21 protein-coding genes and 1 tRNA gene are annotated in these 24061 nt (G+C 69.2%); 10 read left to right on the forward strand and 12 right to left on the reverse strand.

All coding sequences use genetic code 11. The features are described 5' to 3' along the window. Window position 1: 1 nt before the first annotated feature. The gene (locus ABIE65_RS14670; protein ID WP_354078651.1) at window positions 2-493 is read right to left on the reverse strand and encodes a flavin reductase family protein; all 492 of its coding nucleotides are present in this window, start codon (window positions 491-493) and stop codon (window positions 2-4) included. Between the two features lie 168 nt (window positions 494-661). On the opposite strand from ABIE65_RS14670, the gene ABIE65_RS14675 reads away from it, so the two are divergent. After that, complete coding sequence (locus ABIE65_RS14675) at window positions 662-1219, forward strand: PAS domain-containing protein (protein WP_354078652.1); 558 nt, start codon at window positions 662-664, stop codon at window positions 1217-1219. A 3-nt stretch (window positions 1220-1222) separates the two neighbouring features. On the opposite strand, the gene ABIE65_RS14680 is transcribed toward ABIE65_RS14675, so the two are convergent. The 5 genes from ABIE65_RS14680 to ABIE65_RS14700 are packed head-to-tail and all read right to left on the reverse strand — an operon-like array spanning window position 1223 to window position 8405. Next, entirely contained in the window at window positions 1223-3523 is a 2301-nt protein-coding gene (locus ABIE65_RS14680) for a GNAT family N-acetyltransferase (protein ID WP_354078653.1), read from the reverse strand. A gap of 2 nt (window positions 3524-3525) precedes the next feature. Beyond that, the gene (locus ABIE65_RS14685; protein WP_354078654.1) at window positions 3526-4506 is read right to left on the reverse strand and encodes a D-alanine--D-alanine ligase family protein; all 981 of its coding nucleotides are present in this window, start codon (window positions 4504-4506) and stop codon (window positions 3526-3528) included. Beyond that, entirely contained in the window at window positions 4496-6169 is a 1674-nt protein-coding gene (locus tag ABIE65_RS14690; protein ID WP_354078655.1) for an L-lactate permease, read from the reverse strand. The genes ABIE65_RS14685 and ABIE65_RS14690 overlap by 11 nt, the downstream gene beginning before the upstream one ends. 35 nt (window positions 6170-6204) lie before the next feature. Next, window positions 6205-7200 (reverse strand): D-alanine--D-alanine ligase family protein, encoded by a 996-nt coding sequence (locus ABIE65_RS14695; RefSeq protein WP_354078656.1) that lies wholly within the window; start codon window positions 7198-7200, stop codon window positions 6205-6207. Further along, window positions 7200-8405, reverse strand: a complete 1206-nt coding sequence (locus ABIE65_RS14700) for a KamA family radical SAM protein (RefSeq protein WP_354078657.1) — start codon at window positions 8403-8405, stop codon at window positions 7200-7202. Before ABIE65_RS14700 ends, ABIE65_RS14695 begins: the two co-directional genes overlap by 1 nt. 702 nt (window positions 8406-9107) lie before the next feature. Between ABIE65_RS14700 and glgP the strand changes: the two genes are divergently transcribed. Next, the gene (gene glgP, locus ABIE65_RS14705) at window positions 9108-10796 is read left to right on the forward strand and encodes an alpha-glucan family phosphorylase (RefSeq protein WP_354078658.1); all 1689 of its coding nucleotides are present in this window, start codon (window positions 9108-9110) and stop codon (window positions 10794-10796) included. Window positions 10797-10807: 11 nt separating this feature from the next. On the opposite strand, the gene ABIE65_RS14710 is transcribed toward glgP, so the two are convergent. After that, complete coding sequence (locus tag ABIE65_RS14710) at window positions 10808-12244, reverse strand: helix-turn-helix domain-containing protein (RefSeq protein WP_354078660.1); 1437 nt, start codon at window positions 12242-12244, stop codon at window positions 10808-10810. Between the two features lie 151 nt (window positions 12245-12395). On the opposite strand from ABIE65_RS14710, the gene aceA reads away from it, so the two are divergent. Together aceA and ABIE65_RS14720 are read left to right on the forward strand one after the other, a co-directional pair. Beyond that, window positions 12396-13703, forward strand: a complete 1308-nt coding sequence (gene aceA, locus ABIE65_RS14715; RefSeq protein WP_354078662.1) for an isocitrate lyase — start codon at window positions 12396-12398, stop codon at window positions 13701-13703. A 64-nt stretch (window positions 13704-13767) separates the two neighbouring features. Continuing rightward, window positions 13768-13971 (forward strand): DUF4170 domain-containing protein, encoded by a 204-nt coding sequence (locus ABIE65_RS14720; protein ID WP_354078663.1) that lies wholly within the window; start codon window positions 13768-13770, stop codon window positions 13969-13971. 10 nt (window positions 13972-13981) lie between these two features. Here ABIE65_RS14720 and ABIE65_RS14725 read toward each other — a convergent pair whose 3' ends face one another. The 3 genes from ABIE65_RS14725 to ABIE65_RS14735 are packed head-to-tail and all read right to left on the reverse strand — an operon-like array spanning window position 13982 to window position 18337. Next, window positions 13982-16282 (reverse strand): heavy metal translocating P-type ATPase, encoded by a 2301-nt coding sequence (locus tag ABIE65_RS14725; protein WP_354078665.1) that lies wholly within the window; start codon window positions 16280-16282, stop codon window positions 13982-13984. A 34-nt stretch (window positions 16283-16316) separates the two neighbouring features. Beyond that, complete coding sequence (locus ABIE65_RS14730; RefSeq protein ID WP_354078666.1) at window positions 16317-17102, reverse strand: fumarylacetoacetate hydrolase family protein; 786 nt, start codon at window positions 17100-17102, stop codon at window positions 16317-16319. A 38-nt stretch (window positions 17103-17140) separates the two neighbouring features. Beyond that, window positions 17141-18337, reverse strand: a complete 1197-nt coding sequence (locus ABIE65_RS14735; RefSeq protein ID WP_354078667.1) for an alpha-hydroxy acid oxidase — start codon at window positions 18335-18337, stop codon at window positions 17141-17143. Window positions 18338-18587: 250 nt separating this feature from the next. Between ABIE65_RS14735 and ABIE65_RS14740 the strand changes: the two genes are divergently transcribed. The 5 genes from ABIE65_RS14740 to ABIE65_RS14760 all read left to right on the forward strand — a co-directional run bounded on the left by ABIE65_RS14740 (window position 18588) and on the right by ABIE65_RS14760 (window position 21102). Next, window positions 18588-19295, forward strand: coding sequence for a Crp/Fnr family transcriptional regulator (locus ABIE65_RS14740; RefSeq protein ID WP_354078668.1), 708 nt, complete (start codon window positions 18588-18590; stop codon window positions 19293-19295). Between the two features lie 98 nt (window positions 19296-19393). Further along, window positions 19394-20317, forward strand: a complete 924-nt coding sequence (locus tag ABIE65_RS14745; protein WP_354078669.1) for a hypothetical protein — start codon at window positions 19394-19396, stop codon at window positions 20315-20317. 68 nt (window positions 20318-20385) lie between these two features. Then, on the forward strand, window positions 20386-20610 hold the full coding sequence (locus tag ABIE65_RS14750; RefSeq protein ID WP_354078670.1) for a DUF3072 domain-containing protein: 225 nt from the start codon (window positions 20386-20388) through the stop codon (window positions 20608-20610). Between the two features lie 90 nt (window positions 20611-20700). After that, on the forward strand, window positions 20701-20922 hold the full coding sequence (locus tag ABIE65_RS14755) for a hypothetical protein (RefSeq protein ID WP_354078671.1): 222 nt from the start codon (window positions 20701-20703) through the stop codon (window positions 20920-20922). A 90-nt stretch (window positions 20923-21012) separates the two neighbouring features. Beyond that, window positions 21013-21102 (forward strand) — tRNA-Ser (locus ABIE65_RS14760). Window positions 21103-21315: 213 nt separating this feature from the next. On the opposite strand, the gene ABIE65_RS14765 is transcribed toward ABIE65_RS14760, so the two are convergent. Continuing rightward, entirely contained in the window at window positions 21316-22347 is a 1032-nt protein-coding gene (locus tag ABIE65_RS14765) for a GlxA family transcriptional regulator (RefSeq protein WP_354078672.1), read from the reverse strand. 153 nt (window positions 22348-22500) lie between these two features. Between ABIE65_RS14765 and ABIE65_RS14770 the strand changes: the two genes are divergently transcribed. Then, window positions 22501-23580, forward strand: coding sequence for a class I SAM-dependent methyltransferase (locus ABIE65_RS14770; RefSeq protein ID WP_354078673.1), 1080 nt, complete (start codon window positions 22501-22503; stop codon window positions 23578-23580). A gap of 54 nt (window positions 23581-23634) precedes the next feature. On the opposite strand, the gene ABIE65_RS14775 is transcribed toward ABIE65_RS14770, so the two are convergent. Beyond that, window positions 23635-24030: a hypothetical protein gene (locus tag ABIE65_RS14775; RefSeq protein WP_354078674.1), complete on the reverse strand. Its 396-nt coding sequence runs from the start codon at window positions 24028-24030 to the stop codon at window positions 23635-23637. Between the last annotated feature and the right edge of the window lie 31 nt (window positions 24031-24061).

Below are 24061 nucleotides of genomic sequence, written 5' to 3' on the forward strand. Positions count from 1 at the left end.
CCTACTGGACTTCGTCCGGCTCCAGCTTGCGGTAGCCGCCGCCGAAATAGAGAAGCGGGCGTCCGGCGGGCGCCGCCTCGATGGCGACCACGCGACCGACGAAGATGTCGTGGTCGCCGCCCGGATGAATCGCCTCCATCTCGCACTCGATCCATGCCACGCAGTCGGCGAGCAGCGGCGCCCCGGTCTTGCCGACGCGGGTGGCGAGATCGCCCCACGGCCGAGCGTTCCGAGAGGCGAAGATGTTGGAGAGCTCCGTCTGGTCTTCGGCCAGGACGTTCACGCCGTAGACCTTCGCCTTCATGAAGGCCGGATGGCAGAGCGCCGACTTGTCGAGGCAGAAGAGAACGAGCGGCGGCGAAAGCGACAGGGAGGAGAAGGAGCCGATCGTGGCGCCGGACCAGACGCCGGCGTCGTCCGTCGTCGTAATGATGCTGACCCCCGTGGGGTAGCGGCCGAGCGTGTCGCGGAAAGCGCGGGGTTCAACGGTCATGACGAGGGGTACTCACAAGGCGAAGGAGGGGTGACCGAAGCATAGCCCGGAGACGGCCCGGTGCGGCAAGGGCCGTCGGACGCAAGCGCCGCTATTTCCGTCGCGCGAAGTAATTTCTTAACGGATGCCGCGTAAGGATGGTTGCAACTGGACAGGAGGTCCAGAAACATGGCGTTACCCCGCGCACGAAGCCGGAATGACGGCGGAGACACGTCGCCCTTCGACCCCCGCCAGATCACCCATCCGGAACTCCGCCGTCTCTACGACTACTGGTACCAGCGGTGCGTCGGCGATCGGCTGCCCGGCCGCTCTATCGTCGATCCCCTGGCGATGCGAGGGTGGTTGGGCAACATCACGCTGATCGACGTGCATCCGTCGCCGCCGCGGTTCACGTTCCGACTGTGCGGTTCGTCCATGGTCGAACGGATCGGCCTCGACCCGACCGGCGCCGACCTCTCCGCGATCCCCGATGCCGACTACCGTGTCCGGATCGAGACGATCTTCGCGCGGATGGTCGAAACGCGCGAACCGTCCGTCTCGCGCAACCGGCGGCGGATCGCGTCGCGCGCCTACGACTTCGAAGTGCTTCGGCTGCCGCTCGCCGATGACGGCCATTCGGTCAGCACGCTTCTCGTGTGCCCGATGTATTTCGAGGTGCCGCCGCTCAATTGTGCCGTCGGAACCGGCCGGGAGCCCGAATTCGAGGCGCCGACCTGGCTCGAATGAGCGTCAGGCCGGCTGCCTGACCAAGGGCTTCACGAAGATCGTCTTGCCGTCGCCGTCACGATAGAAGTCGGGCATCTCCGCCGCAACGCGATAGCCGGTGCGCTTGTAGAAGGCGCGGGTCGGCGCATAGTGCGCGCTGGTCGACGTATCGACGTAGAGGCGCGCCGCACCCTGAGCAGCCGCATCCGCCTCCGTTCGTTCGAGGATCTCCCGGCCGAGCCCCCTCCCCTGGATATCCGGCGCGACGGCGATCCAGTAGAGGTCGTGGCGTCCGTCCGTGCCGGGGATCGGACCGTAGCAGGCATAGCCGGCCAGCCGCCCCTCGCGCTCCGCGACGACGAAGTGATAACCGCTGGCGGGGCCCTTCTCGACCCGCTCCGCGACGAGTTCCGCCGCGATCTCCACCTCCTCGGCCGTGAAGAAGCCGGTCGACGCGACCAAGCGGCGCACCAGGTCGACGTCGCCGGCCTGCACCTCGCTGCGCCAGGAGATGGTCATGTCGGTCGCATGCTTCGCCCGCTGCCGCGTCAGCGAACGGGGTGGCGGGGCGGGTACCGGAACGGCGGCGCGCGCGTGCTCCGTCCCATCCCACAGTCCGCGAAAGAAAGCGGCGGCGTTCTGTCCGAGCGTACGGGTGCGGTAGCCACCCTCCTGCACCACCAGCGTCGGCAGGCCGGCCTTGCCGATCGCCTGTCCCATCCGGACGAAATCGTCGGGCCGGTGCGGCCACGACCCGGTGGGATCGCCGACCGCCGTATCGAATCCGCAGGCAAGCACCAGCCACGCCGGTCGGAAGCGGGCGATCCGCTTCAGCGCATCGGCGAGTGCCGCGGCGTACTGCTCCGGTGTGATCGTCTCCGGCAGCGGCAGGTTCATGTTCGTCCCGGCGCCGGCGCCGCGCCCCTGTTCCTCGCGGAAGCCGCTGAAGTAGGGATAGGCGAAGCTCGGATGGCCGTGGATCGATACCGTCAGCACGTCGCCGCGGTCGTAGAAGATGTCTTGCTGCCCGTTGCCGTGGTGATAGTCGATGTCGAGGATCGCCACGCGGCCGTATTGCGACAGATAGTGCGCCGCCACCGCCGCGTTGCAGAAATAGCAGAAGCCGCCGAACGCCCGCCGCTCGGCATGGTGGCCCGGCGGGCGCGTCAGGGCATAGGCGATCCGGCGGCCGCGCAGGACCTCGTCGGCGGCGGTCAGCGTGCAGTCGACGCCGTGCCGGGCGGCGAGATAGGCATTGCGGTTGATCGGCGTGAAGGTGTCGATGCACCAGTAGCCCGCGCGCAGGCTGAGTTCCTTCGGCGGCCGCGCGGCGTTGCGGATCGGGAAGACGTACGGGTAGACCGACTTGCCGTTGCCGACAGTGGCGCTCGACCGGTCGAGATAGTCGACGAGGCGCGGGTCGTGTACGGCGCGGATGTGCCGGTCGGAGAAGCCGTGCGGCTCGACCCGGTCGAACAGGCCCATCGGCTCGATCGCGCGGAGGATGGCACGTACGCGCACCGGCGCCTCGACATAGCCGCGCTCGTGCACATGGTGGATGTCGTGCCTGTCGTTGACCACCAGCGCGATCTTCCAGGCCGGCGCGGGGACCGGCGAACGCTCCGGGTCCGGGCGGCGGGCATAGTGCGGCGGCCGCAGGCGGATCGGGTCGTCGGTGAAGGACTCGACGACCATGTCGATATAGCCGGGCGGGCAGCGGCTGCCGTACTTGCGCTCCAGGATCGCCCGCACGATGCGACGCGCCTCGTCGCGGCCGGGCGGCGTCTCCCGGCCGAGGCCGTCGTAGGTCAGGTACGGCGGATTGGTCTCGCCCGGCTGCAGCGGCGTCTCGTAGCGGGTGCCGATGATCGGGCGTGCGCCGTAGCGCTCGTAGAAGCGCAGCCGCGCCATGTTCTGCCGGCGGATCGGCGGCTCCGGGCTCAGGGCGGGATCGTCCGGCAGCGTCTCGTAGAAGAGCCCCACCGCACCCAGCGCCGCCGCATGCTCGCGCACCCGGGCATAGAGCGCGCCGCCGATGCCGCCGCCGGAACGGCCGGGCGCAGAGACGATGTAGTCCAGATAGCAGAACTTGTGGTCCGGGGCCCAACTGAGCAGGGCGAAGCCGCGCACCCGCCCGCCCTGCTCGGCCACGAACAGCATGTAGCGGAAGCCGTATTTCAGCGGGTCGTGCAGCTTGGCCGGAATGGCGGCCACCTCGGCCGCGGAGATGCCGGCGAGCTGCGCCGACAGCATCTCCTGGACCTGGGCGACGGCGGTCGCGTTGGCCGGCGTGACGGCGTCGGGAACCTGACGGATCCGGAACATGGCTAGCGTCCACCCTCCCGGGCCGGCCGGTTCGCGGACGCCGCGATGCGCGCGATCACGTCGTCGAAGGAGAGCCCGGCGCGTGCCGCGGCGGCGGCGAAGCCCGCATCCGGCGACAGGCAGGGGTTGGCGTTGACCTCGAGCACGAAGGGCCTCCCCTGTTCATCGACGCGGAAATCGATCCTGGCATAGCCGCGCAGGCCGAAGGTATCCCAGCAACGCCGGGCCAGTGCCGCCAGTTCGCCGAGCAGCGGTTCGTCGGACGGCGGAAAGTCGGCGCGCCTGGGCGTTGCGCGGGCGGCGGCGCTGGCCTCGTCCCACTTGGCCGCATAGCCGACGATCTCGACCCCCGCCAGCAGAAGGATCTCCGCCGGCGGCAGCACTTCCGGCCCATCCGGGCCATCCAGGACGGCGAGATTGAACTCCCGGCCCGGGACGAAGGCCTCGGCAAACCAGCGCCCGCCGTAACGGGCGGTCCTCTCGGCGATGGCGGCGTCGATGCGGGACGGTTCGACGATGCTGCCCTCGTCCAGGCCTAGAGAGGCGTGCGCGGTCGCCGATTTCACGATCCAGCGCTGCCCCTCCACGCCCGCCTCCGGGCCGAGCGGCGTCGGGATGCCGGCGGCGCGCATCAGCCGCTTCGCCACCAGCTTGTCGCTGGTCAGCGCCAGCGCGCCGCTGTCGCAGCCGGTATAGGCGAGACCGAGATGCTCCAGCAGCAGCGGCCCGAGCGGCAGGAGCGCGTCGCTCCCCGCCACCGTCTCGACGAGGTTGAAGGCCAGTGCCGGTGCCAGCTCGCGCAGGCGTGCAGCCGCCGCTGAAAGATCCAATCCCAGTTCGACGCCGACCGCCGTCCGTCCGCGCGCCGCGAAGGCGGCGATGACGGCATCGCGCTGCACCAGGGTGTCCAGGTCGTCGGGTCGCGCGTCCGGCGGGATCGCGCCGTGCAGGATCGCAATGGGACGCTGCGGTTCAGGTCGCATCGAGGCCACGCTCGATCAGGCCGAAGCCGAGGGCGAGCCCGCCGCTGAGCAGCAGGTAGGCGGCCGCGGCCGGCAGCGTGTAGCGGATGATTGCCCCCTCCCGGCCCAGCAGCTGCACCACCGATGCCGCGGCAACCACGTTGACGACGCAGATCATGTTGCCGGCATCGGCGCCCAACATCTGCGCCGCCAGCACCGTCTCGACCGGCCAGCCGGCCATCTGGGCGACGTCGGCCTGGAGCAGCGCGAACATCATGTTGCTGAAGGTCGCACTCCCGGAGATGAAGGATCCCAGCGTTCCGACTACCGGCGCCGCGAGCGGCCAGACCGAACCCAGGCCGGCCGCGGCGACGCGCGCCAGTTCGACGGGCATGCTGGCGAGGCCGGAGGCGTTGACGTCCGAGTTGATGAAGATGCGCACCATCGGCACCGCCGTGCCGAGCGCCACGGCGGTGACCGCCACGCGTTGCGCGGCGCCGCCGAAGGCGCGGCTCATCACGTCACGGCCGGCACGGTGCAGGAGCACTGTGATCAGCGCGACGATCAGGAAGACCGTCCCGGGCAGGTGCAGCGGTGCCACCGCCGCATCGATCGGCGTGCCGAGGATCGCCGGCCATTCCAGCCGAACGCCGGTCAGCCATCCCTGCACCGGCAGCTCGCGCAGCCGCGTGATCACCAGCAGCAGGCCCACCAGCAGGTAGGGCGCCCAGGCGAGCCGCAGGTTCATCGGCTTCGAGGGTTCCACGACCTGCGCCGCGCCCTCGCCACCGCCCTCGCCACCGCCGAAATCCCAGGTCCGGCGTGGCATCAGGAAGCCGAACCGCGCGGCCGAGACGGCGAGCGCGAGACCCGCCAGCGCCCCGAACATCGTCGGGAACTCCGGGCCGAGGAGAATGGCGACCGCCAGCGCCGGCACCGTGAAGCCGAACCCGGCGAGCAGGGCGAACGGCCAGACCTCCAGGCCGCGGCGCCAGCTCCGCTCCGTGCCGAAGAAGCGGGTGAGCACCACGCAGACCAGCAGCGGCAGGAAACTCCCCGCCAGAAGATCGATCGTGATCGCCCGGATGCCCACCGCCTGCAGGAACAGGTCGTAGGGTCGATCACCGACGGCGGCGGCGGCGAGCGGCGCCAGTTCGCCGCCCTGCAGCAGGCCCTGCCCGATGCCGATGAGGACCGGCGTGCCGACGGCGCCGAACGAGACGGGGCTGGAATTGGCGATCAGTGCGAGCACGACGGCAGCCATCGGCGGGAAGCCGAGGGCGACCAGCAGCGGCGCGCACACCGCCGCCGGCGTGCCGAAACCGGCGGCCCCTTCCATGAAGGCGCCGAACAGCCAGGCGACGATGATCGCCTGGATCCGACGGTCCGGCGTGATCCGGGTGAAGCCGGCGCGAATCGCATCGAGGGCGCCGGTGCCCCCCACGGTGCGCAACAACAGGATCGCGCCGAAGACGATCCACAGGATGGACGCGGCGACGAACAGCCCTTCGATCGCCGCAGCGGCCACGTGAACCGCCGGCACGCCCCACAGCCAGACCGCGGCGGCGGCCGTCGCGACGAGGCTGAGCGGCATCGCCTTGACCGCAGGCAGACGCAGCGCGACGAGAAGCCCGAAGACCGCGACGATCGGCGTCAACGCCGCGAGCGCGGCCCAGTACCCCACGTTACCCTGGTCCTCTTCATCGTACCGGCGCCGGCTCAGGCAGCGGCCTGCCTCGCGTCTCCGAGCCGCGTCAGGCAGGAGTCGAGGATGCGCCCGAGCAATCCATCGTAGCTCCAGCCGGCCATCCGCGCGAGGATGACGAGGTCGGACTTCTCGGGGTTGATGCCGGCAAGCGGGTTGACCTCGATGAAATGCGGCCGCCCCGCCGGATTGGACCGGATATCGATCCGCCCGCCGTCACGGCAGCCGAGAGCGCGCCATGCCGCGAGTGCGAGACGGGTCGCCTCCTGCGCCTCGGCATCGTCGGCGAGCCGGTAGGTGATCCGTCCCTCGTAATGCTCCTTGTTCTCGTAGGAGTAGCCGTTCGCCTCGGCCTCCGCACCGAAGAGGATCTCCATCGCGCCGATCGCCTCGGCATCCCGTCCGGTGCCGACGATGCCCACGGTGAACTCGCGCCCCGGAAGGAACGTCTCGACCAGCGCCGGCTGCCGGTAGCGGTCGACGATGCGCAGGCAGGCGGCGCGGAGGGCTTCCGGCGTCTCGACGCGCGAGGCGGCGGTGACACCCTTGCCGGTCCCTTCGGCCACCGGTTTCACGAAGAGCGGAAACGGCAGGTCGACGGCGGCCAGGTCGGCGGCATCGGCGACCACGGCGAACGGCGCCGTGGCCAGACCGGCATCCCGCACCACGCGCTTCGTCATCGCCTTGTCGAGCGTCAGGGCGAGCACCATCGGGTCGGAGAAGGTGTAGGGAATGCGCCAAGCGTCGAGCAGTGCCGGAACCTGCGCCTCCCGTCCGATGCCGTGCATCCCTTCTGCGATGTTGAAGACGAGATCCCACCGCTCGCCCGCCACCAGCCGTTCCGCCAGCCGCCGGACGTGGCCGATGCGGTCGACGGTCCAGCCGCGCGCCGCCAGGACGGCGGCGATCGCGTCGATGGTGACGACGGAGTCGAACTCCGCCGTCTCCTCTTCGGACCAGCCCTCGGCCAGATAGTCGGACCGCAGATCGTAGGTGATGCCGACGCGCATCAGCCGCCGTTCCCCCGCGCATTCCGATCCGCCCCCAGCGATCCGGCGGGATCGGGATAGCGGAACACACCGCCCTCGAAGTTGCGCAGCAGCAGGTCGTCGCCGTCGCGGCCCACGACCGGATCCGGAATCAGCGGGATCTTGCCGCCACCGCCCGGGGCATCGATCACGTAGGTCGGCACGGCATAGCCCGTCGTATGCCCGCGCAGCCCGGCGATGATCTCCAGGCCTTTCTCGACCGGGGTGCGAAAGTGGGCGGAGCCGGAGATCGGGTCGCACTGGTAGATGTAGTAGGGCTTCACCCGGCGCATCAGCAGGCCGTGCATCAGCCGCTTCATCGTCTCCAACTCGTCGTTGATGCCTTTCAGCAGCACCGTCTGACTGCCGAGCGGAATGCCCGCGTCCGCGAGGCGATCGCAGGCCTCGGTCACCTCGGTCGTCAGTTCGTTGGGGTGCGTGAAGTGGAGGCTGAGCCAGACGCGATGCTTGCGCAGCATGCGCGCCAGGTCCTTGGTCACGCGCATCGGCAGCACGACCGGCACCTTGGAGCCCAAGCGGACGAACTCGATGTGCGGAATCTCGCGCAGGCGCGACAGCAGCCACTCCAGCTTGTCGTCGTGGATGGTCAGCGGATCGCCGCCGGAAAGCAGGACGTCGCGCACCTCGGTGTGCTCGCGGAGATAGGCGAGCGCCTGCTCCCACTGACCGACGCTGAAGTGATACTCGCCGCCGGCCTCGCCCACCATGCGGGAGCGCGTGCAGTAGCGGCAGTAGGTCGAGCAGAAGCCCGTCGTCAGGAACAGCACACGATCGGGGTAACGATGGACGAGACCCGGCACCTGCGTGTCGTGATCTTCGCCGAGAGGGTCGTCAGCTTCACCGGGTGCGCGCAGATACTCGCCCATCACCGGCAGGTGCGTGCGACGCAGCGCCTCGGTCGCGTCGGAACGCGCCATGAGACTGGCGTAGTAGGGCGTGATGCCGACGGGCAGCGAACCGGAATGATGGGCGACCGCCGCGCGCTCGTCATCGGAGAGATCGAAGATCCGCTCGAGCTGCGCCAGGCTGCGCACGCGGTTGCGCGCCTGCCAGCGCCAATCGTTCCAGTCACCGAGGGTGGCGGCCGGAAAGAAGCGGCGGCGGAAGGCATTACTGGCTTCGCTGATGGGAAAGCGGTGAACCGGGCGGCCGTTGCGCCCACGCATCGGGACGATCTTGGCGGGGCCCGTAGCGGGCAGGAAAGGGCCACTGTCGTAGGCCGTGGCGGATTCTGATTGTCGGTGGTCGAGGGTCCGGGGGACGCCATCGTTCATCTGTCGGGAGCCTCCGTCTGGGCTTCCGGCGCGACCGCCGGCCCGCTGCCGGTCGAAAGCGCCACGATTTCGCGATATCGCGGAAGACTTCCCCAATTCAAGGTGTCGCGCACGCCCCGCGCCACTTTTTATTCCCGTGTATCCAGTCCTCGCCGCACGTCGATTTTTTGCCACATTTAAAACGATCGTCATCGCAAATATTCGCAAGAAATTTTACTAGGACCGAGAGGAACGCCCATCGCGTGGGCAGACATGGGCCGTCGCGGCCGAATTTAGGTGCAGACCAATCCGTAGGGTGGAGGTCATGCTGCTCGCGCAGGGTTTCGTTCGGTTATCGCCGTCGCGGACCTGCCGGACCGACAACCCGCGACAGGCATCGGGAATCTGCCGGAAGCCTTGTGTAATCAGCACGACGCCCCGCCATCCCGCACGCGGAGCCGGGTAGTTCAGCCCGGGTTCCGTCACACCGCGCTTTAAACTAGCTTAGGGTTTGGCACGTATGATGAAGAGAGATACCGGACTCCGAGCGCATGCTGGGCACCGCCAGCGCGAATCGGGGCTGCCGGATGAAACGGCTCGATCGGAGTTACACATTTGGATGTTCTGACGCGCCGGGCGCGCATCGCCTACTTCTCGATGGAGATGGCGCTCCGCCCCGAAATGCACACCTACAGCGGCGGCCTCGGTGGCCTCGCCGGCGATACGGCGCGATCCAGCGCCGATCTCGAGCTTCCCGTGGTGTTCGTGACGCTCGCCTCCCGCGGCGGCTACATGCGCCAGGAGATCGATGCGGAAGGCCGCCAGGTCGAGCAGCCGCACCCGTGGTCGCCCGAGCAATGGACGCGGCCGTTGGGCGCCAAGGTCGCGATCACGCTGGAAGGACGGGACGTCTGGATTCGTCCGTGGCTGTTCCTGGTCACAGGCGTGACCGGCTATCAGACACCGGTGATCCTGCTGGACACGGCCCTGCTGGAGAACGATCCGGAAGACCGCATCATCACCGATCGGCTCTATGGCGGCGACAAGCGGTACCGGCTGAAGCAGGAGGCGGTCCTCGGCATCGGCGGCCTTCGTGCGCTCCGGGCGCTCGGCTTCGAGATCGATCGCTACCACATGAACGAGGGCCACTCCGCCCTCCTCGTCACCGAACTGCTGAAGCGCTTCGGCACGCACGGCCCGGGTCACGACGGGGCGCAGCACTACGACGTCGCGCAGGTGCGCGACCGCTGCATCTTTACGACGCATACGCCGGTTGCGGCCGGTCACGACCGCTTCGCCTACGATCTGGTCGAGCGCGAACTGGGCGCCAGTGTCGACATGCAGGCCCTGCGCCGCTTCGGCGGTCACGAGGACCTGAACATGACGCACCTCGCGCTCAACCTCAGCGGCTACGTGAACGGCGTCGCAAAGCGGCATGCCGACACCTCGCGCAAGATGTTCCCTGGTCATGCGGTCCACGCCGTGACGAACGGCGTCCATCCGTCGACCTGGACGGCCGCCAGCTTCATCCACCTCTACGACCGGCACTTCCCGGACTGGCGCCACGATCCCGAGGTGCTGCTGCGCGCCCACATCATCCCCGACGCCGAGATCCGAGCGGCCCGGCAGGACGCGAAGCGCGCCCTGCTGTCGCGCGTGCGGGCGGCATCGGGCGTGGTGATGAACCCGGACGTGCCGCTGATCGGCTTCGCGCGGCGCATGACCGCCTACAAGCGCGCCAACCTCCTGTTCCACGACATCGAGCGGCTGCGCGCGATCAACAGGAAGCGGCCGTTCCAGCTGGTCATGGCCGGCAAGGCGCACCCGCACGACGAGGACGGCAAGAAGATCATCCAGCAGATCCACCACCACATCCGCGACCTCGAAGGCGAGTTGCCGATCGCGTTCCTGCCGAACTACGACATGGAACTGGCGCGCACGCTGATCTCCGGCAGCGACGTGTGGCTGAACACCCCGATCCCGCCGATGGAGGCATCCGGCACCTCGGGCATGAAGGCGGCGCTGAACGGCGGCCTTAACTTCAGCGTCCTCGACGGCTGGTGGAGCGAAGGCTGCGTCGACGGGGAGACCGGCTGGTCGATCGGCGACGGCACCGACGGCACAACCGCCGAGCAGGACGCACCGATGCTGTACGACAAGCTCGAGAACAGCGTCCTCGCCCTCTACTACGACGACCCAGACCGCTGGACGTGGATGATGGCCCAGGCGATCAGCCGCCTCGGCAGCTATTTCAACACGCATCGGATGATGCGGCGCTACGCCTCCGAGGCCTATCTGCGATAGGTCTCGGCCGTTCAGTCGGTCAGGAACATGAAAGGCGCCAGTTCGCGCCGGTGCTCGTCGACGATCAGCGGCCGGGTCAGGGGCGGAAAGGCCCGCGCCGTGCAGTCGGCCCGTTCGCAGAGCCGGCAGCCGAGCCCGATGGGCGTGACCTGGCTGTCCTTCGTGGGATCGAATCCGTCCGCATAGACGACGCGCTGCGCGTAGGCCGCCTCGAAGCCGAGCGCCACGGCGAACGGGTGGTGGTCGCCGCTGTTGCCGAGGCCGGCGCGCGAGACCGTGCGCACGAAGGTCACGTAGCGCGATCCGTCCGGCATCTCGACCATCTGCGACAGGATGCGGCCGGGCGTCTGGAAGGCTCGGTGGATGTCCCAGCGCGGGCATGAGCCGCCGAGCCGCGCGAACCGGAAGCCGCCGCTGCTGAAACGCTTCGTGACGTTGCCGGCCGCGTCGAGCCGGACCATGAAGAACGGCACGCCCCGCGCACCGGGACGGTGCAGCGTGGTTAGGCGGTGGCAAACCTGCTCGTAGCTGGCGCCGAATCGGCGCGAGAGCACCTCGACGTCGTAGCGCAACGTCTCCGCCGCCTGCAGGAAGCGCTCGTAGGGCATCATCACGGCACCGGCGAAATAGCTCGCCAGATGGGCGCGGCAGAGGCGGCGCGCCGTCCCGCCCTCGATGCCGCTCTCCTTCACCGCCGCGTCGATCGCCTCGCCGTGCTCGATCAGCGCGATCTGGTAGGCGACCTGGAAGACCCGGCCGGATTCCGGCAGCATCTCCGACAGGACGAGCCGACGGCGGTGGCGGTCGTACAGCCGCAGGGTCTGCGGCAGCAGGTCCACGGGCATGATTGTCACGCCGATGCCCAGCGCATCGAGCAGGTAGCCGCGCAGCCCGTGCAGCAGGTCGTCGCGCGACAGCTTCGCCCGCACGTGCAGGTCCTCCGCACGCGCCTCCAGGTCGGGGAAGTGGTTGTTGCGCAGGCGCAGGAAGTCGCGCACCTCCTCCATCGGATCGCGGAGTTCGGGTGCGTCGCCGCCCTCCCCCCGACTGGTCATGCGCTCGGCCAGATCGGCGCCGCGGGTCAGCGATTCGCGATAAGCCTGGTACAGCGCCAGGATCGCCCGGCTAACTTCCGGGCCGGCGGCGGCCACGTCCTTCAGTTCCTGCTGGGCGATCTCGCGACCGCGCAGCAGCGGGTCGCTAAAGACCTCGCTGAGGTCGGCGAACGCCTCCGCTTCCTCGCCACCCGCGAAATCGCGCAGGTTCACGTCGTAGACCTCGGCGAGGCGGATCAGCAGCTGCGCCGTCACCGGCCGCTGGTTGCGCTCGATCAGGTTCAGATAGCTGGTGGAGATGCCCAACTCCTCGGCCATGCGCACCTGTGTGAGCGCGCGCTCGCGCCGCAGCCGCCGCACCCGCGGCCCGCAGAACAGCTTCTGGTCCTTCATCGCCGTCGCCATCACACACCAATTTTACAAAACGACATTTGTAAACTCGGACACACGTACACCGAAACCTTTTGCTTTCAAACGCCTTATCGACAGACCCACGGATCGTGTCAATCTTCCGTCCAACAAACACATACCGACGGAGACAGACATGTCCGCCAGCGACTTCTCCCGCCTCGTGCCCAACGCGCCGCAGGGCCGCTTCGACGGAATCGAGCGCCCGTACACGGCCGCCGACGTCGAGCGCCTGCGCGGCTCCGTCCGGATCGAGCACACCCTTGCCGAGCGCGGCGCCAACCGGCTGTGGGAGCTGCTGAAGTCCGAGCCGTTCGTGAACACGCTGGGCGCCATGACCGGCAACCAGGCGGTGCAGCAGGTGAAGGCCGGCCTGAAGGCCATCTACCTCTCCGGCTGGCAGGTCGCGGCGGACTCGAACACGGCCGGCGCCATGTATCCGGACCAGAGCCTCTATCCGGCGAACAGCGGCCCCGAACTCGCCCGCCGCATCAACAAGGCGCTGCAGCGCGCCGACCAGATCCAGAAGATGGAAGGTCAGGGCGAAATCGACTGGTTCGCGCCGATCGTGGCGGACGCCGAGGCCGGTTTCGGCGGCCCGCTGAACGTCTTCGAGATCATGAAGGCCTATATCGAGGCCGGCGCCTCCGGCGTGCACTTCGAGGATCAGCTCGCGTCCGAGAAGAAGTGCGGCCACATGGGCGGCAAGGTGCTGATCCCGACCCAGCAGCATGTCCGCAACCTCGACGCGGCGCGCCTCGCCGCCGACGTCATGGGCGTGCCGACCATCGTGATGGCCCGCACCGACGCCCTGACCGCGAAGCTGATCACCAGCGACGTGGACGAGCGCGACCGCCGCTTCATCACCGGCGAGCGCACCGCCGAGGGCTTCTTCCACCTGAAGCCGGGCACGGGCCTGGAGAACTGCATCGCCCGCGGCCTCGCCTTCGCGCCGCATGCCGACCTGATCTGGTGGGAGACCGGCGAGCCGAACCTGGAAGAGGCGAAGATCTTCGCCGAGGCGATCCAGCGTGAGTTCCCGGATAAGATGCTGTCTTACAACTGCTCGCCCTCGTTCAACTGGGAAGCCAAGATCGACAAGGCGACGATCGCCAAGTTCCAGCGCGAGCTGGGCGCCATGGGCTACAAGTTCCAGTTCGTGACGCTGGCCGGCTTCCACACCCTGAACCTGTCGATGTTCGAGCTGGCGCACGGTTATCGCGACCGTGGCATGGCCGCCTATTCCGAGGTGCAGCAGCGCGAGTTCGCCGCACAGAAGGACGGCTACACCGCGGTGCGCCACCAGCGCGAGGTCGGCACCGGCTATTTCGACGCCGTCTCGATGGCGATCTCGGCCGGCCAGTCCTCGACCACGGCCCTGGGCGAGTCCACCGAGGCCGAGCAGTTCCACGGCGAGAGCCACCACGCCGCGGCGGCCGAGTAACCCACTTTCAACCGTCCGAGGGGCCGGTCGTTCCGGCCCCTCCCCTGCCCAGGAGGAAGACACGATGTCTATGTTCGACCGGCGCTACTGGGTCGTGGGCGGCATCTACCGCGACACGGCCTTCGAAGAGATGACGCCCGATTCCCGCAGCGTCATGGGTCCCTACCGCACGCGCACCGAGGCGGAGAGCGCCTGGCGCGTCGCCGCCGACGCCAGCCGCAGCGAGTGCATGGCCCGCTTCTCGATCGCCGAAGAGGTCGTTCGCTGACCCGCGGCGGTCATGCTTCCGCCAAACTGTCGTAGATCTCGTCCTCCTGCGCGAAGTGGAGGCGAAGGATCGCTTCCAACGCATGCAGAACCCGCCGGATGTCGGACCGCTCCGCCGCATCCGGGCCCTCGGGGGGGAGATCGCGCACCAGCCGGTTCAGCCGCCGTGCGAGGTGCGCGATCTCCCGGTGACCGCGGCTGATGGCTGCCATCGGATCACGCCCGCCCAGCATCGGGGCGATCTGCGGATGCAGCACCGCCTCGTCCGCCTGCTCGTGCGGGACGATCCGTTCCGCCAGCAGGCGGTTCACCTCGCGCAGTTCACCGACCAGCGACGCTCCGCCGTCGGTGCCGTCCGCCCCATCGAGCAGGTTGGCCGCCCGCCGCAGCCTGTCGATCACGCCGCGCAGCGCGGCATGGTCGGCGAGCAGCGCCCGGCTCTCCTCCGCGCCCAGTCCAGCGCGTCTCGCCCGGCGGCCGATCGTCAGTGCCCGCAGCGCGTTCAGGATCACCGCGACGTCGATCCCCTCCTGGACGAGCGCGCCGGCCACCGGCGGCAGCCATCCCAGTGCCGCCACGACCATCGCCAGACCCGACAGCGCCATCCCCGCCACCACGCTCTGACGCGCGATCCGGACGGAACGCTGCGCGATGCCGATCCCCTCGGCCAGCCGGTCAAGCCGGTCGACCAGGAGGACCACGTCCGCCGCCTCGCTCGCCGCCCCGGCGCCGCGCGCGCCCATCGCGACGCCGATGTCGGCGGCGGCCAGCGCCGGCGCGTCGTTGATGCCGTCGCCGACCATCGCGGTGATGCCGTCCCCGCGCTCGGCGCGCACGGCATCGACCTTGTCGGCCGGGGTGCGTTCGGCGAGGACGGTGTCGACGCCAAGGGCGGCGCCGACCGCGTCGGCGATGTCGCTGCGGTCGCCGGTGAGCATGACGATGCGGCCGATGCCGGCGCGGCGGAGGGACCGCAGGGCCCGCGGCGCCTCGACCCGGATCTCGTCGGCGAGCAGCAGCGCGCCAGCAGGCACCCCGTCGATCGCGACGAAGACCGACGACGCGCCGTCACGTTCCGCCCGACGGGCGACCGCGCTCGCCCACGCCGGGGCGGCGTTGCCGTCGAACGCATAGGACATAGCACCGGCACGAACGCCGCGCCCGTCGATCGAGCCGGCAACACCGGTCCCCGCCGTTTCCGTCACGGCCTGCGGCATGGCGATGTCCAGGCGCCGCTCCTGTGCCGCCGCGACGATGGCGGCAGCCACGACGTGGTGCGACATCTGCTCCAGCGAGGCGACGAGGCGGAGCAGCTCGTCGCGGTCGATGCCAGCGCCACGCTCGGGTGAGATCTCGATCGCCGTCAGGCGGCCGATCCCGGTGGTCACCGTGCCGGTCTTGTCGAAGACGACCGTCGCGACCCGCGCCAGCGCCTCAAAGGCGCCCCCCGTCTTGAACAGGAGGCCCCGCCTTGCCGCCGCCGACATGCCGGCGACCAGCGCCACGGGTGCCGCCAGGATCAGCGGACACGGTGTGGCCACTACCAGCACCGCCAGCGCCCGGACCGGATCGCCCGACAGCAGCCATCCGGCGCCCGCCACGACGAGGGCCAGCGGCAGGAGGATCAGCGCATACCGGTCGGCCATCCGCACGAAGGGCGACCGGCTGGACTGGGCGGCCTCGACCAGGCGCACGATGCCGGCATAGGTGCTCGCGGCGGCCGGTGCCGTGGCGCGGAGCCGCAGCGGACCGCCGGCATTGACCGATCCGCTCGCGACCGGAGCGCCGGGGCGGCGCTCGACGGGACGCGCCTCACCGGTCAGCGCCGATTCGTCGAGCGTCGCGGCCTCCCCCGTCACGACGCCGTCGACCGGCAGGACCTCGCCCGGCTTCACCACGAGGCGGTCGCCGACGGCGACGGCGTCGACGGGGATGTCCTCGATCCGGTCGCCGCTCTCGCGGTGTGCCGTGCGCGGCGCGCGCGACAGAAGCGCGGTCAGTTCGCGCCGCGCCCGCCCCTCGGCGAACTCCTCCAAAACGGTCCCGCCGAGATACATCGCCGCCACGACGGCGCCCGCGAGATATTCGCCGAGTGCGAGGGAGCCGGCCATCGCGAGGCCGGCGATGATGTCGACGCCGGTTTCGCCGCGCAGCAGCTTGCGGCCCGCCGATACGACCAGCAGCAGGAGTGCGGGAACCACCGCGGCCGCCCAGAGGATCGCGGCGATGCGATCCGCATCCGCCAGCCACGCCGCGATACCGGCGGCCAGGGCGAGCACGGCTAGGACGAGCGCCGCCCGATGCGCCGTCACCGCCGCACCGGTGCCGCGCGCGGCGGCATCGCCGCTACGCGCCCTCGCGCACGACCGGGTTCTTCAGCACGCCAATGCCGGTGATTTCCACCTCCACCGTGTCGCCGTGCTTCAGGTTCTCCGTCTTGCCCTCGGTCCCCATCCAGACGACGTCGCCCGGGTGCAGCGTCATGTACTGCGACATGCGCGACAGATAGTGCGGGATCTTGAAGATCATGCTGTTGGTCGGAAAGCGGATCTTCTCCGCGCCGTTGACGCGCACGATGGTTTCGGCGGCGTCGAGGTCGAGGTCGGTCTCGATCCAGGGCCCCATCGGCGCGAAAGTGTCGGTGTTCTTCGCCCGCCACAGGGTCGTGTCCTCGCCCTGCCACGTCCGCTCGCTGACGTCGTTGCCGATGGTGTAGCCCAGCAGGTGCGACAGGACGTCGGCCTCGGCGACGCGCTTCATCGGCCGGCCGACCACGGCGACGATCTCGCCCTCGTACTGGACGCGCTCGGTCGCGTCGGACGGGATGACGATCGTCTCGCCGTCGGCGATGAGGGCGTTCACGGCGCGGTAGCCGATATTGGCCGTCTTCGGCAGCTTCGGGATCTCGCCGCGGCTGTTCGCGGCGGCCACGGCGTGCTCGGGATAGTTCAGCCCGGCGGCATAGAAGGTGCGCGGCTCCACCGGCACCAGCAGCCGCACGGAGGCGAAGGGGCGCTTAGCACCCGTCCGCTCGTAGCCGGCGAACGGGTCGCCGCGCACCTCCGCCACGTCGTCGCCCTCAACGATGCCGTAGGCGGCACCGCCGTCGGCCTCGTACCGGATCCACCGCATTCTGCTGCCCCCTGCCCGGTTCTTCTTCTCGGCTCGGTCTATTCGGCGGCGCTGACGAGGCCCGGCGAATTGCGCCGCAGATCCTCGGGCCGGTCCCACATCATGAAGTGGGGCCCGAGGTCGGCCAGCGTCGGCGCCCCCATCTGCGCCATGGTCATGTCGAGCTCCTCACGCACAATCGTCAGGGCGCGCGCCACGCCCGGCACGCCGCCGGCTGCCGCGCCGTAGAGCGTCGGCCGGCCGAGGAACACGAACTTGGCACCCATGCAGAGGGCGATCACCACATCGGAGCCGCGACGGATGCCGCTGTCGAGCATCAGGGTCATCCGGTCGCCCACCGCCGCATTGATCGCCGGCAGCACGTCGAGCGCCGCGGGTGCCCGGTCCAGCTGTCGGCCGCCATGGTTGGAGACGACGAGGCCGTCGACGCCCAGTTCGGCAGCGCGCAGTGCGTCGTCGGGGTGCATGATCCCCTTGATCACGAAGTTGCCGGGCCAGAGGCGGCGGAAGTCCTCGATATCCTTCCAGGTCACCGAGGCGCGCGTCTGCGACGACACGAACGTGGCCACCGCATCGGCATCGGCGTTCGGCCCGGCATAGCGCTGCCAGTTCTGGAACATCGGCATGCCGTGCTTGAGATAGTCGGACAGCCAGCCGGGATAGCGCAGCGCGTCGAGCTTGGTCAGCAGGCTGAGCCGCAGCGGCCGTGTGAAGCCGTTGCGCATGTTGCGCTCGCGCTTCGAGCCGGCCGGTACGTCGACGGTCACCACCAGCGTCGACAGACCGGCGTCGTGCGCCCGGCGGATGATGTCCTCGGAAATCTTGCGGTCGCGCGCCGGATAGAGCTGGTACCAGCCATGGTCGGGAGCCACGCGGCCGAGATCCTCGATCAGGCCGGTGCCGGTCCCCGACATGACGAAGGGCAGGTTCGCGTCACGCGCCGCCTCGGCGAGCATCATGTCGGCGCCAGGCCGGAACAGGGCGGCGAGCCCCGTCGGCGAGATGCCGAACGGGCTGGCATAGGTGCGGCCGAACAGCGTCGCCGTCTGGTCCCGCTTCGAGACGTCGACCATGTAGCGCGGCACGATCGCCTTGTCGCGAAAGGCCCGCTCGTTGCGCGTCAGGCCGTCCTCGTCGTCGCAGCCGCCCTCGATGAAGTCGAACGCGATCTTCGGCATCCGCTTCTTCGCCAGCTTGCGCAGGTCGTCGACATTGACCGCCCGGTCGAGATCCATGGTCGTCCGCTCCCCATTCTTCGCGAGCCGCGCCGTCCTCTGGCCGGCTCTTGCCCTCGCCCGCGTTTCGCGCCCTATTCTGATCCGGGCGCGCCCGGCATCCAAGTGGTACCCGTTCGGCGTAATCTGCTTATCCGAGTGCCTTAAGTCACACGAATCGCGCCCATTCGTGGCAAACTGCGCCCGGTGCCGGATCGGCAGGATGTCGGACCGGCACCAGCTGTGACGTGACAGGGATGGGGAGTGCAGGATGAGCAGGCTGTCGGGGATCGCGCTGCTCGCCTCGTTGAAGCCGGACGAACTGGCCGAGGTGGAGCGCCATTGCCGCTGGCACCGCTACTGCAAAGGGGACCAGATCGTCGAGCGGGCCGGCGAGAACCGCGACGTCTATTTCGTCATCGACGGCGTGGTCGAGATCGTCAACCACTCGATATCCGGCCGGGCGGTGGCGTACGCCGACCTCTGCGCCGGGCACTTCTTCGGCGAGCTGGCGGCGATCGACAACGAGCCCCGGTCCGCCAGCGTGGTGGCACGCACCGACTGTGTCCTGGCCTCCATTCCCCCGGCCGACTTCACGTCGCTCCTGCTCAAGCACCCCGAGATGACGCTCTACGTCATGCGGCGGCTGGCGTCGGTCATCCGGATCTGCGACGAGCGCATCATGGATCTCGCCACCCTGGGTGCCATGCAGCGCGTCGTGGTCGAGCTGATCCGACTGTCGCGCCCGGATCCGGCCGTGCACGGCCGCTGGCTGGTCTATCCGGCGCCGCCGCAGCGCGAGACGGCGGTGAAGGCCGCCACCACCCGCGAGACGGTGGCACGCGTGTTCACCCAGTTGCAGGAGACCGGCCTGGTCTTCCGCAAGGACAAGACCCTCTACATCCGGGACAAGCCCGAGTTGGAGCGGCTCGCCCAGCGCCTGGACCCGAACGCCGGCAAGGCGATGCGCAACCTCTGAGGCGCGCCGGCACCGGCCTCGCCGCCCCTTCGCCGCGCCACTTCTCTCGCGCCCCGTCCTGGGCGACAGTGCGGGCGAGCCATTCGGGGGAACAGCCCATGCGTCCGACCGCCCGCCTCGCCGCTGCTCTTTTGCTGGCGGTAGGCACCGTCCTGCCTGCCCATGCCTTCGCACCGTCCGAGACCGCCGATGCGGCATTGGCGGACCTGAACAAGGCCGCGCGTGCGGCCTATGCCCTCGGCAAGGCCGAGAACCTGGCCCGCACCGGGCCGGTCATCCTGGTCGAGAATGATCTGATCTTCATCCGCGACGGCGAGCGGACGGTGGTTCCCTACCTGCCGCCGCTCTACACGACCCTGAAGAACGTTTCCCACATCGCACTCGGCACCATCGTGCTGCTCCAAGCCTATGCCGACCGGCCGGACACAGCGGAGCGTTGGCGCGATTCCCTGACCGACCTGCGCGACAAGGTGCGGACCGCCCGCCCGCTGTTCGCCCAGTCCGGCCTGGAGGGCGCGGCACTGTCGCGCAACGAGGCTCATGCCGACGCGATGCTCGCCTTCATCGACGGCGTCCTCGAACGCGGCGTGGCCTCCGCCGCCGAGGTCGAGGCGGTCGCACGCGCGGCCGCCCTGGTCCTGCTGGCCAACGGCAGCGACGCCGCGCGCATCCAGCTCGATGCGATGCACGAGAAGGTCCAGGCGTGGCGGGCCGGCCTGAAGCCGGGCGAGTGGGAGACGACGCGCGTCATGGTGCTCGGCCCGCGGATGCCGCGCGAGGGCAACCTGCAGTTCGAGTATTTCGTCTACGCCATGGGGCGCAACGCCATCGACCGGCGGCTGATCTATGCCGAGACGATCTTCGATCCCCAGGGCCAGTACGGCCTGCTCGGCACCGTCGTCACGGACCGCCGCCTCGCCGCCGCGATGTTCGGCGACGAGATGCGCATGGACCGCGACTTCATGGCCGACGGCGCCCAGGCGCACCTGCTGCGGATGTTCGGCAAACTCGGGACGGAATAGCCGTCCTGGAGAGGAACCTTCGGCGTCGTCCGTGGTTGGAACGGATGAAGAACACGCGAAGGTGAATCATGTCCGACACGCACGAGAATCCCAAGCTCGACCCGACCCCCGGCTCCAACACCGCAAAGGATCCGGACGATTGGGTATCCGGCGACGAGCCGATGACCGGCGCCCAGGCGTCCTACCTGACCACGCTGTGCGAAGAGGCGCATATCGAGCCGCCGCCCGGCACGATGACCAAGGCGGACGCCTCGAAGATGATCGACGACCTGAAGGCCAAGCTGGGGCGCTGATCCGGAACCGCGGCCCCCGCCGGCCTGTTGTATTGGCAGGCCGGCCGCCGGATGCGCCGGCGGCCGCCTCCCGCTAAGAGAGGATCAGACATGGCCAACGCCAGCGGCAAAAAGATGGGCCCCGGCGCCCAGGGCAAGCACTCCGGCACCGGCGCCATGACGGACCTCCAGGAAGACCTGGTCGGCGAGAACGACGTTCTCAACAATCGCGACAAGGCCAGCCGCGGCGAGATGCGCGGCATGGACGGCAAGGGCGACCAGACGGACCAGTACCAGGACCATTCCGCCAACCGCCGCACCAAACAGGACTGACGCGCCGTTGCGGGAGGCGGAGAACCACCTCCCGCAACCCAAACCGGTTGCCATCCCCCCCGCCCGGCCGCTAAGACGCGATACCGCGACGGATGGGTGGCAGAGCGGTTGAATGCACCGGTCTTGAAAACCGGCGGGGGCGCAAGCCCCTCGTGGGTTCGAATCCCACCCCATCCGCCACTCTGGAACATAAGTGGGAACGCCGTTCGCCGCCGTTCCTACGCCATTCGCTGAAACCAGGACCCTCAGGAGGTCGTTTCGCGAGCCCATGATCCGTACTTCGCGCTCGGCGACCACCGCGCCCGAGCTGGACCAGCGGAGCAGGTGGGTATCCGGCGGCGAACCGGTGCCGTCTCTCCAAAAGGGGGGACACCGAAAGCGGAGTGATATCGTTCACGCCGAATGCAGCGCCGACATCCCTGTGAACCGCTGCCGGTAGCGGGTCGGCGTGATCCCGACCTGACGCTTGAAGATGCGGCGGAAGAAGACCGGGTCGGCATAGCCCACGGCGAACGCAATCGCGTCGACGGGCGCGTCCGTGGTCTCGAGCATCTGCTTGGCCTCCTCCAGACGCAGCGCCTGGACGTACTCGACCGGCCCGTATCCCGTCGCCTTGCGGAATCGGCGCGAGAAGGTGCGGTCGGGCAGGCCCGCCACCTCGGCCATGCGCGCCACCGGGCTCTCGGCGGTGTAGTTGTCGGCGATCCAGAGCTGCGCGCTTCCGATCGCGGCGTCCTCGTGCTGGCGCGGGCGGGCCATGGCGGCGAAGGGCAGTTGGCCGTCCGTCTTGTCGCCGATCACGAAGACCTTTGACAGGCGCCGCGCCTCCGTCTCGCCCGCGAAGCGCGCGACGAGGTAGAGCCCGAGTTCGCTCCAGGTCGAGGCGCCGCCGGCGGTGACGATGCGATGCTCGGCCCCGGCCGGGCACAGGATCCGCTCGGGGCGCAGCTTCACGCCCGGATAGAACTCGCGGAAGATCGGGGCGACCGACCAGTGCGTCGTCGCCTCGATTCCGTCGAGAAGCCCCGCCTCGGCGAGAAACAGCGAGCCCGAGCAGATCGAGCCGACCACCGCGCCCTGTCCGTGCATCCGGCGCAGCCACGCGGCCTCTTCGCCCCATTTGCCGCGCGGGTCGAAATCGACCGGCAGGCCGAGGTCGGTCACTATCACGATGTCGGGCGCGGGCGGTGCGTGCAGCGGGGCCTCGACCGCGATCACCGGCCCCGCGGGAGAGGCGGCCGGCTCGCCTGTGACCGACACCAGCCGCGGCGCGAAATAGCAGGCCGCGGCCTCCGGCTCACCGGTGATCGGCTGCCAGGTGCGCCCGGCCAGCCCGAAGAGTTCGTGCAGGCAGTAGAGCGCGCCCGGGAAGGATTCCGGCAGGACGAGCAGGCTGACGGTCAGCGTAGGCGACGTATCGTTCATGCTCCGATCATGGCCGAAATACAGGAGTGAATCGAGAAGAACGGCCAGCCTTAATGGCCGGAATGCCCCTTTTTCGGCGGTTTCGTCTCTCACGCACGGGTCGACATCGGGCCCATCTCCGCCCCGAATGCAATGGACCCAAGGATGAAGACGATGACGACCCTCGAAAAACTGCCCTTCGATACCGACCGCGCCGAGGCTTTTGCCGGGCGGGTCGGCGACATGCTCGACGCCGGTGCGGCGGCGGCGATGATGGCGCTCGGCCACCGGCTGGGCCTGTTCGACACGCTGGCCGGGCGCGCGCCTGCGACCAGCGCCGAGATCGCCGAAGCGGCGGGCCTGGCCGAACGCTATGTGCGCGAGTGGCTCGCCGCGATGGTGGTGGCGGGCGTGGTCGACTACCGGCCCGACGACCGGCGCTATCATCTGGCGGCCGAGCACGCCGCCTGTCTGACCCGCGAGGCGCCGCTCGGCAACCTCGCGGTCTACGCGCAGCACGTCGCGCTGCTTGGGCAGGTCCAGGACCGGACGATGCACTGCTTCCGCACCGGAGAGGGCACGCGCTACGACGACTATCCCTGCTTCCACCAGATCATGGCCGAGGATAGCGGGCAGACGGTCGCGGCGGCGCTCTTCGACCACATCCTGCCGCTGGCGCCCGAGCTGCACGGTCGGCTGGAGGCGGGCATCGACGTGCTCGACGCGGGCTGCGGCCGCGGCGCCGCGCTGCTCGCCATGGCCGGGCGGTATTCGGCCAGCCGTTTCACCGGCTACGACCTCTGCGCCGACGCCGTCGCGCACGCGACGGCGGCCGCGCGCGACGCGGGGCTGACCAACGTGACGTTCGAGGCGCGGGACCTCACCGGATACGCCGAGCCCGGCCGCTGGGACTTGGTCACCAGCTTCGATGCGGTGCATGACCAGAAGGATCCTCTTGGCCTGGTGAAGGGGCTGCGCAAGTCGCTGAAGCCGGGCGGTGTCTACCTGATGCAGGACATCGGCGCCTCGGCCGACCTCGAGAAGAACCGCGACTTCCCCTTCGCGACGCTGCTCTACGCGGTCTCGACGGTGCATTGCACGCCGGTCTCGATCGGCCAGGGCGGCGAGGGAGTCGGCACAATGTGGGGCTGGGAGACGGCGGAGCGGTTTCTGCGCGAGGCGGGATTCGCCAGCGTCGAACGGCACGTCCTGCCGCATGACCCGATGAACGTCTGGTTCGTGGCACGGGTCTGAGCGTGCGCCCGCTCCGGCATCTCCTCAACTTCACATGCATGAAGGAAAGGAGAACTACATGAAGACAAGGAAGGAAGACCGATCCGGCGGCCGGAAGTCGGCGCCGCGCGCGCTCGCCGCAGGGCTGCGCTGCGTAGGCCTCTGGCAAGACGCCGACAGGGTGATTCCGAGCCCCACGCCTAGTTCGTAACCCGTCGCCTCCAGCAAGCCCGCCGCGCCGCCCTTGCTCGCGTCGACGGCGCCCATGTTGTCGATCGACGAGGCCGTCATTCCGATGCTGAGCGTGAGCCCGAGAATGGCAAGCGCGAACGAAACGAGGAAGCCCGGATCGTGGAAGTCGCTTTGCGCGAGAAACACCAGCGCACCCTGCTGGAGAAATGATAAGCCGCCATCAGACACAGGTTTGGAGCGAAAACGCGGCACCGCCATCGAGAGGTAGGCATTGATCATCCTGCCACTTCTACAACCCGTCGCCGCCTGC

This window comes from Constrictibacter sp. MBR-5 (genome assembly GCF_040549485.1).
GTDB lineage: Bacteria > Pseudomonadota > Alphaproteobacteria > JAJUGE01 > JAJUGE01 > Constrictibacter.

What these genes read in the sequence shown, in the direction of transcription:
- ABIE65_RS14710 (WP_354078660.1), bottom strand. Translation starts at nt 12,244, where the DNA reads ATGAAGGACCAGAAGCTGTTCTGCGGGCCGCGGGTGCGGCGGCTGCGG.
- ABIE65_RS14700 (WP_354078657.1), bottom strand. Translation starts at nt 8,405, where the DNA reads ATGCGTGGGCGCAACGGCCGCCCGGTTCACCGCTTTCCCATCAGCGAA.
- ABIE65_RS14670 (WP_354078651.1), bottom strand. Translation starts at nt 493, where the DNA reads ATGACCGTTGAACCCCGCGCTTTCCGCGACACGCTCGGCCGCTACCCC.
- ABIE65_RS14770 (WP_354078673.1), top strand. Translation starts at nt 22,501, where the DNA reads ATGACGACCCTCGAAAAACTGCCCTTCGATACCGACCGCGCCGAGGCT.
- ABIE65_RS14735 (WP_354078667.1), bottom strand. Translation starts at nt 18,337, where the DNA reads ATGGATCTCGACCGGGCGGTCAATGTCGACGACCTGCGCAAGCTGGCG.
- ABIE65_RS14680 (WP_354078653.1), bottom strand. Translation starts at nt 3,523, where the DNA reads ATGTTCCGGATCCGTCAGGTTCCCGACGCCGTCACGCCGGCCAACGCG.
- ABIE65_RS14720 (WP_354078663.1), top strand. Translation starts at nt 13,768, where the DNA reads ATGTCTATGTTCGACCGGCGCTACTGGGTCGTGGGCGGCATCTACCGC.
- ABIE65_RS14745 (WP_354078669.1), top strand. Translation starts at nt 19,394, where the DNA reads ATGCGTCCGACCGCCCGCCTCGCCGCTGCTCTTTTGCTGGCGGTAGGC.
- ABIE65_RS14675 (WP_354078652.1), top strand. Translation starts at nt 662, where the DNA reads ATGGCGTTACCCCGCGCACGAAGCCGGAATGACGGCGGAGACACGTCG.
- ABIE65_RS14685 (WP_354078654.1), bottom strand. Translation starts at nt 4,506, where the DNA reads ATGCGACCTGAACCGCAGCGTCCCATTGCGATCCTGCACGGCGCGATC.
- ABIE65_RS14695 (WP_354078656.1), bottom strand. Translation starts at nt 7,200, where the DNA reads ATGCGCGTCGGCATCACCTACGATCTGCGGTCCGACTATCTGGCCGAG.
- ABIE65_RS14765 (WP_354078672.1), bottom strand. Translation starts at nt 22,347, where the DNA reads ATGAACGATACGTCGCCTACGCTGACCGTCAGCCTGCTCGTCCTGCCG.
- ABIE65_RS14775 (WP_354078674.1), bottom strand. Translation starts at nt 24,030, where the DNA reads ATGATCAATGCCTACCTCTCGATGGCGGTGCCGCGTTTTCGCTCCAAA.
- ABIE65_RS14740 (WP_354078668.1), top strand. Translation starts at nt 18,588, where the DNA reads ATGAGCAGGCTGTCGGGGATCGCGCTGCTCGCCTCGTTGAAGCCGGAC.
- ABIE65_RS14730 (WP_354078666.1), bottom strand. Translation starts at nt 17,102, where the DNA reads ATGCGGTGGATCCGGTACGAGGCCGACGGCGGTGCCGCCTACGGCATC.
- aceA (WP_354078662.1), top strand. Translation starts at nt 12,396, where the DNA reads ATGTCCGCCAGCGACTTCTCCCGCCTCGTGCCCAACGCGCCGCAGGGC.
- ABIE65_RS14755 (WP_354078671.1), top strand. Translation starts at nt 20,701, where the DNA reads ATGGCCAACGCCAGCGGCAAAAAGATGGGCCCCGGCGCCCAGGGCAAG.
- ABIE65_RS14750 (WP_354078670.1), top strand. Translation starts at nt 20,386, where the DNA reads ATGTCCGACACGCACGAGAATCCCAAGCTCGACCCGACCCCCGGCTCC.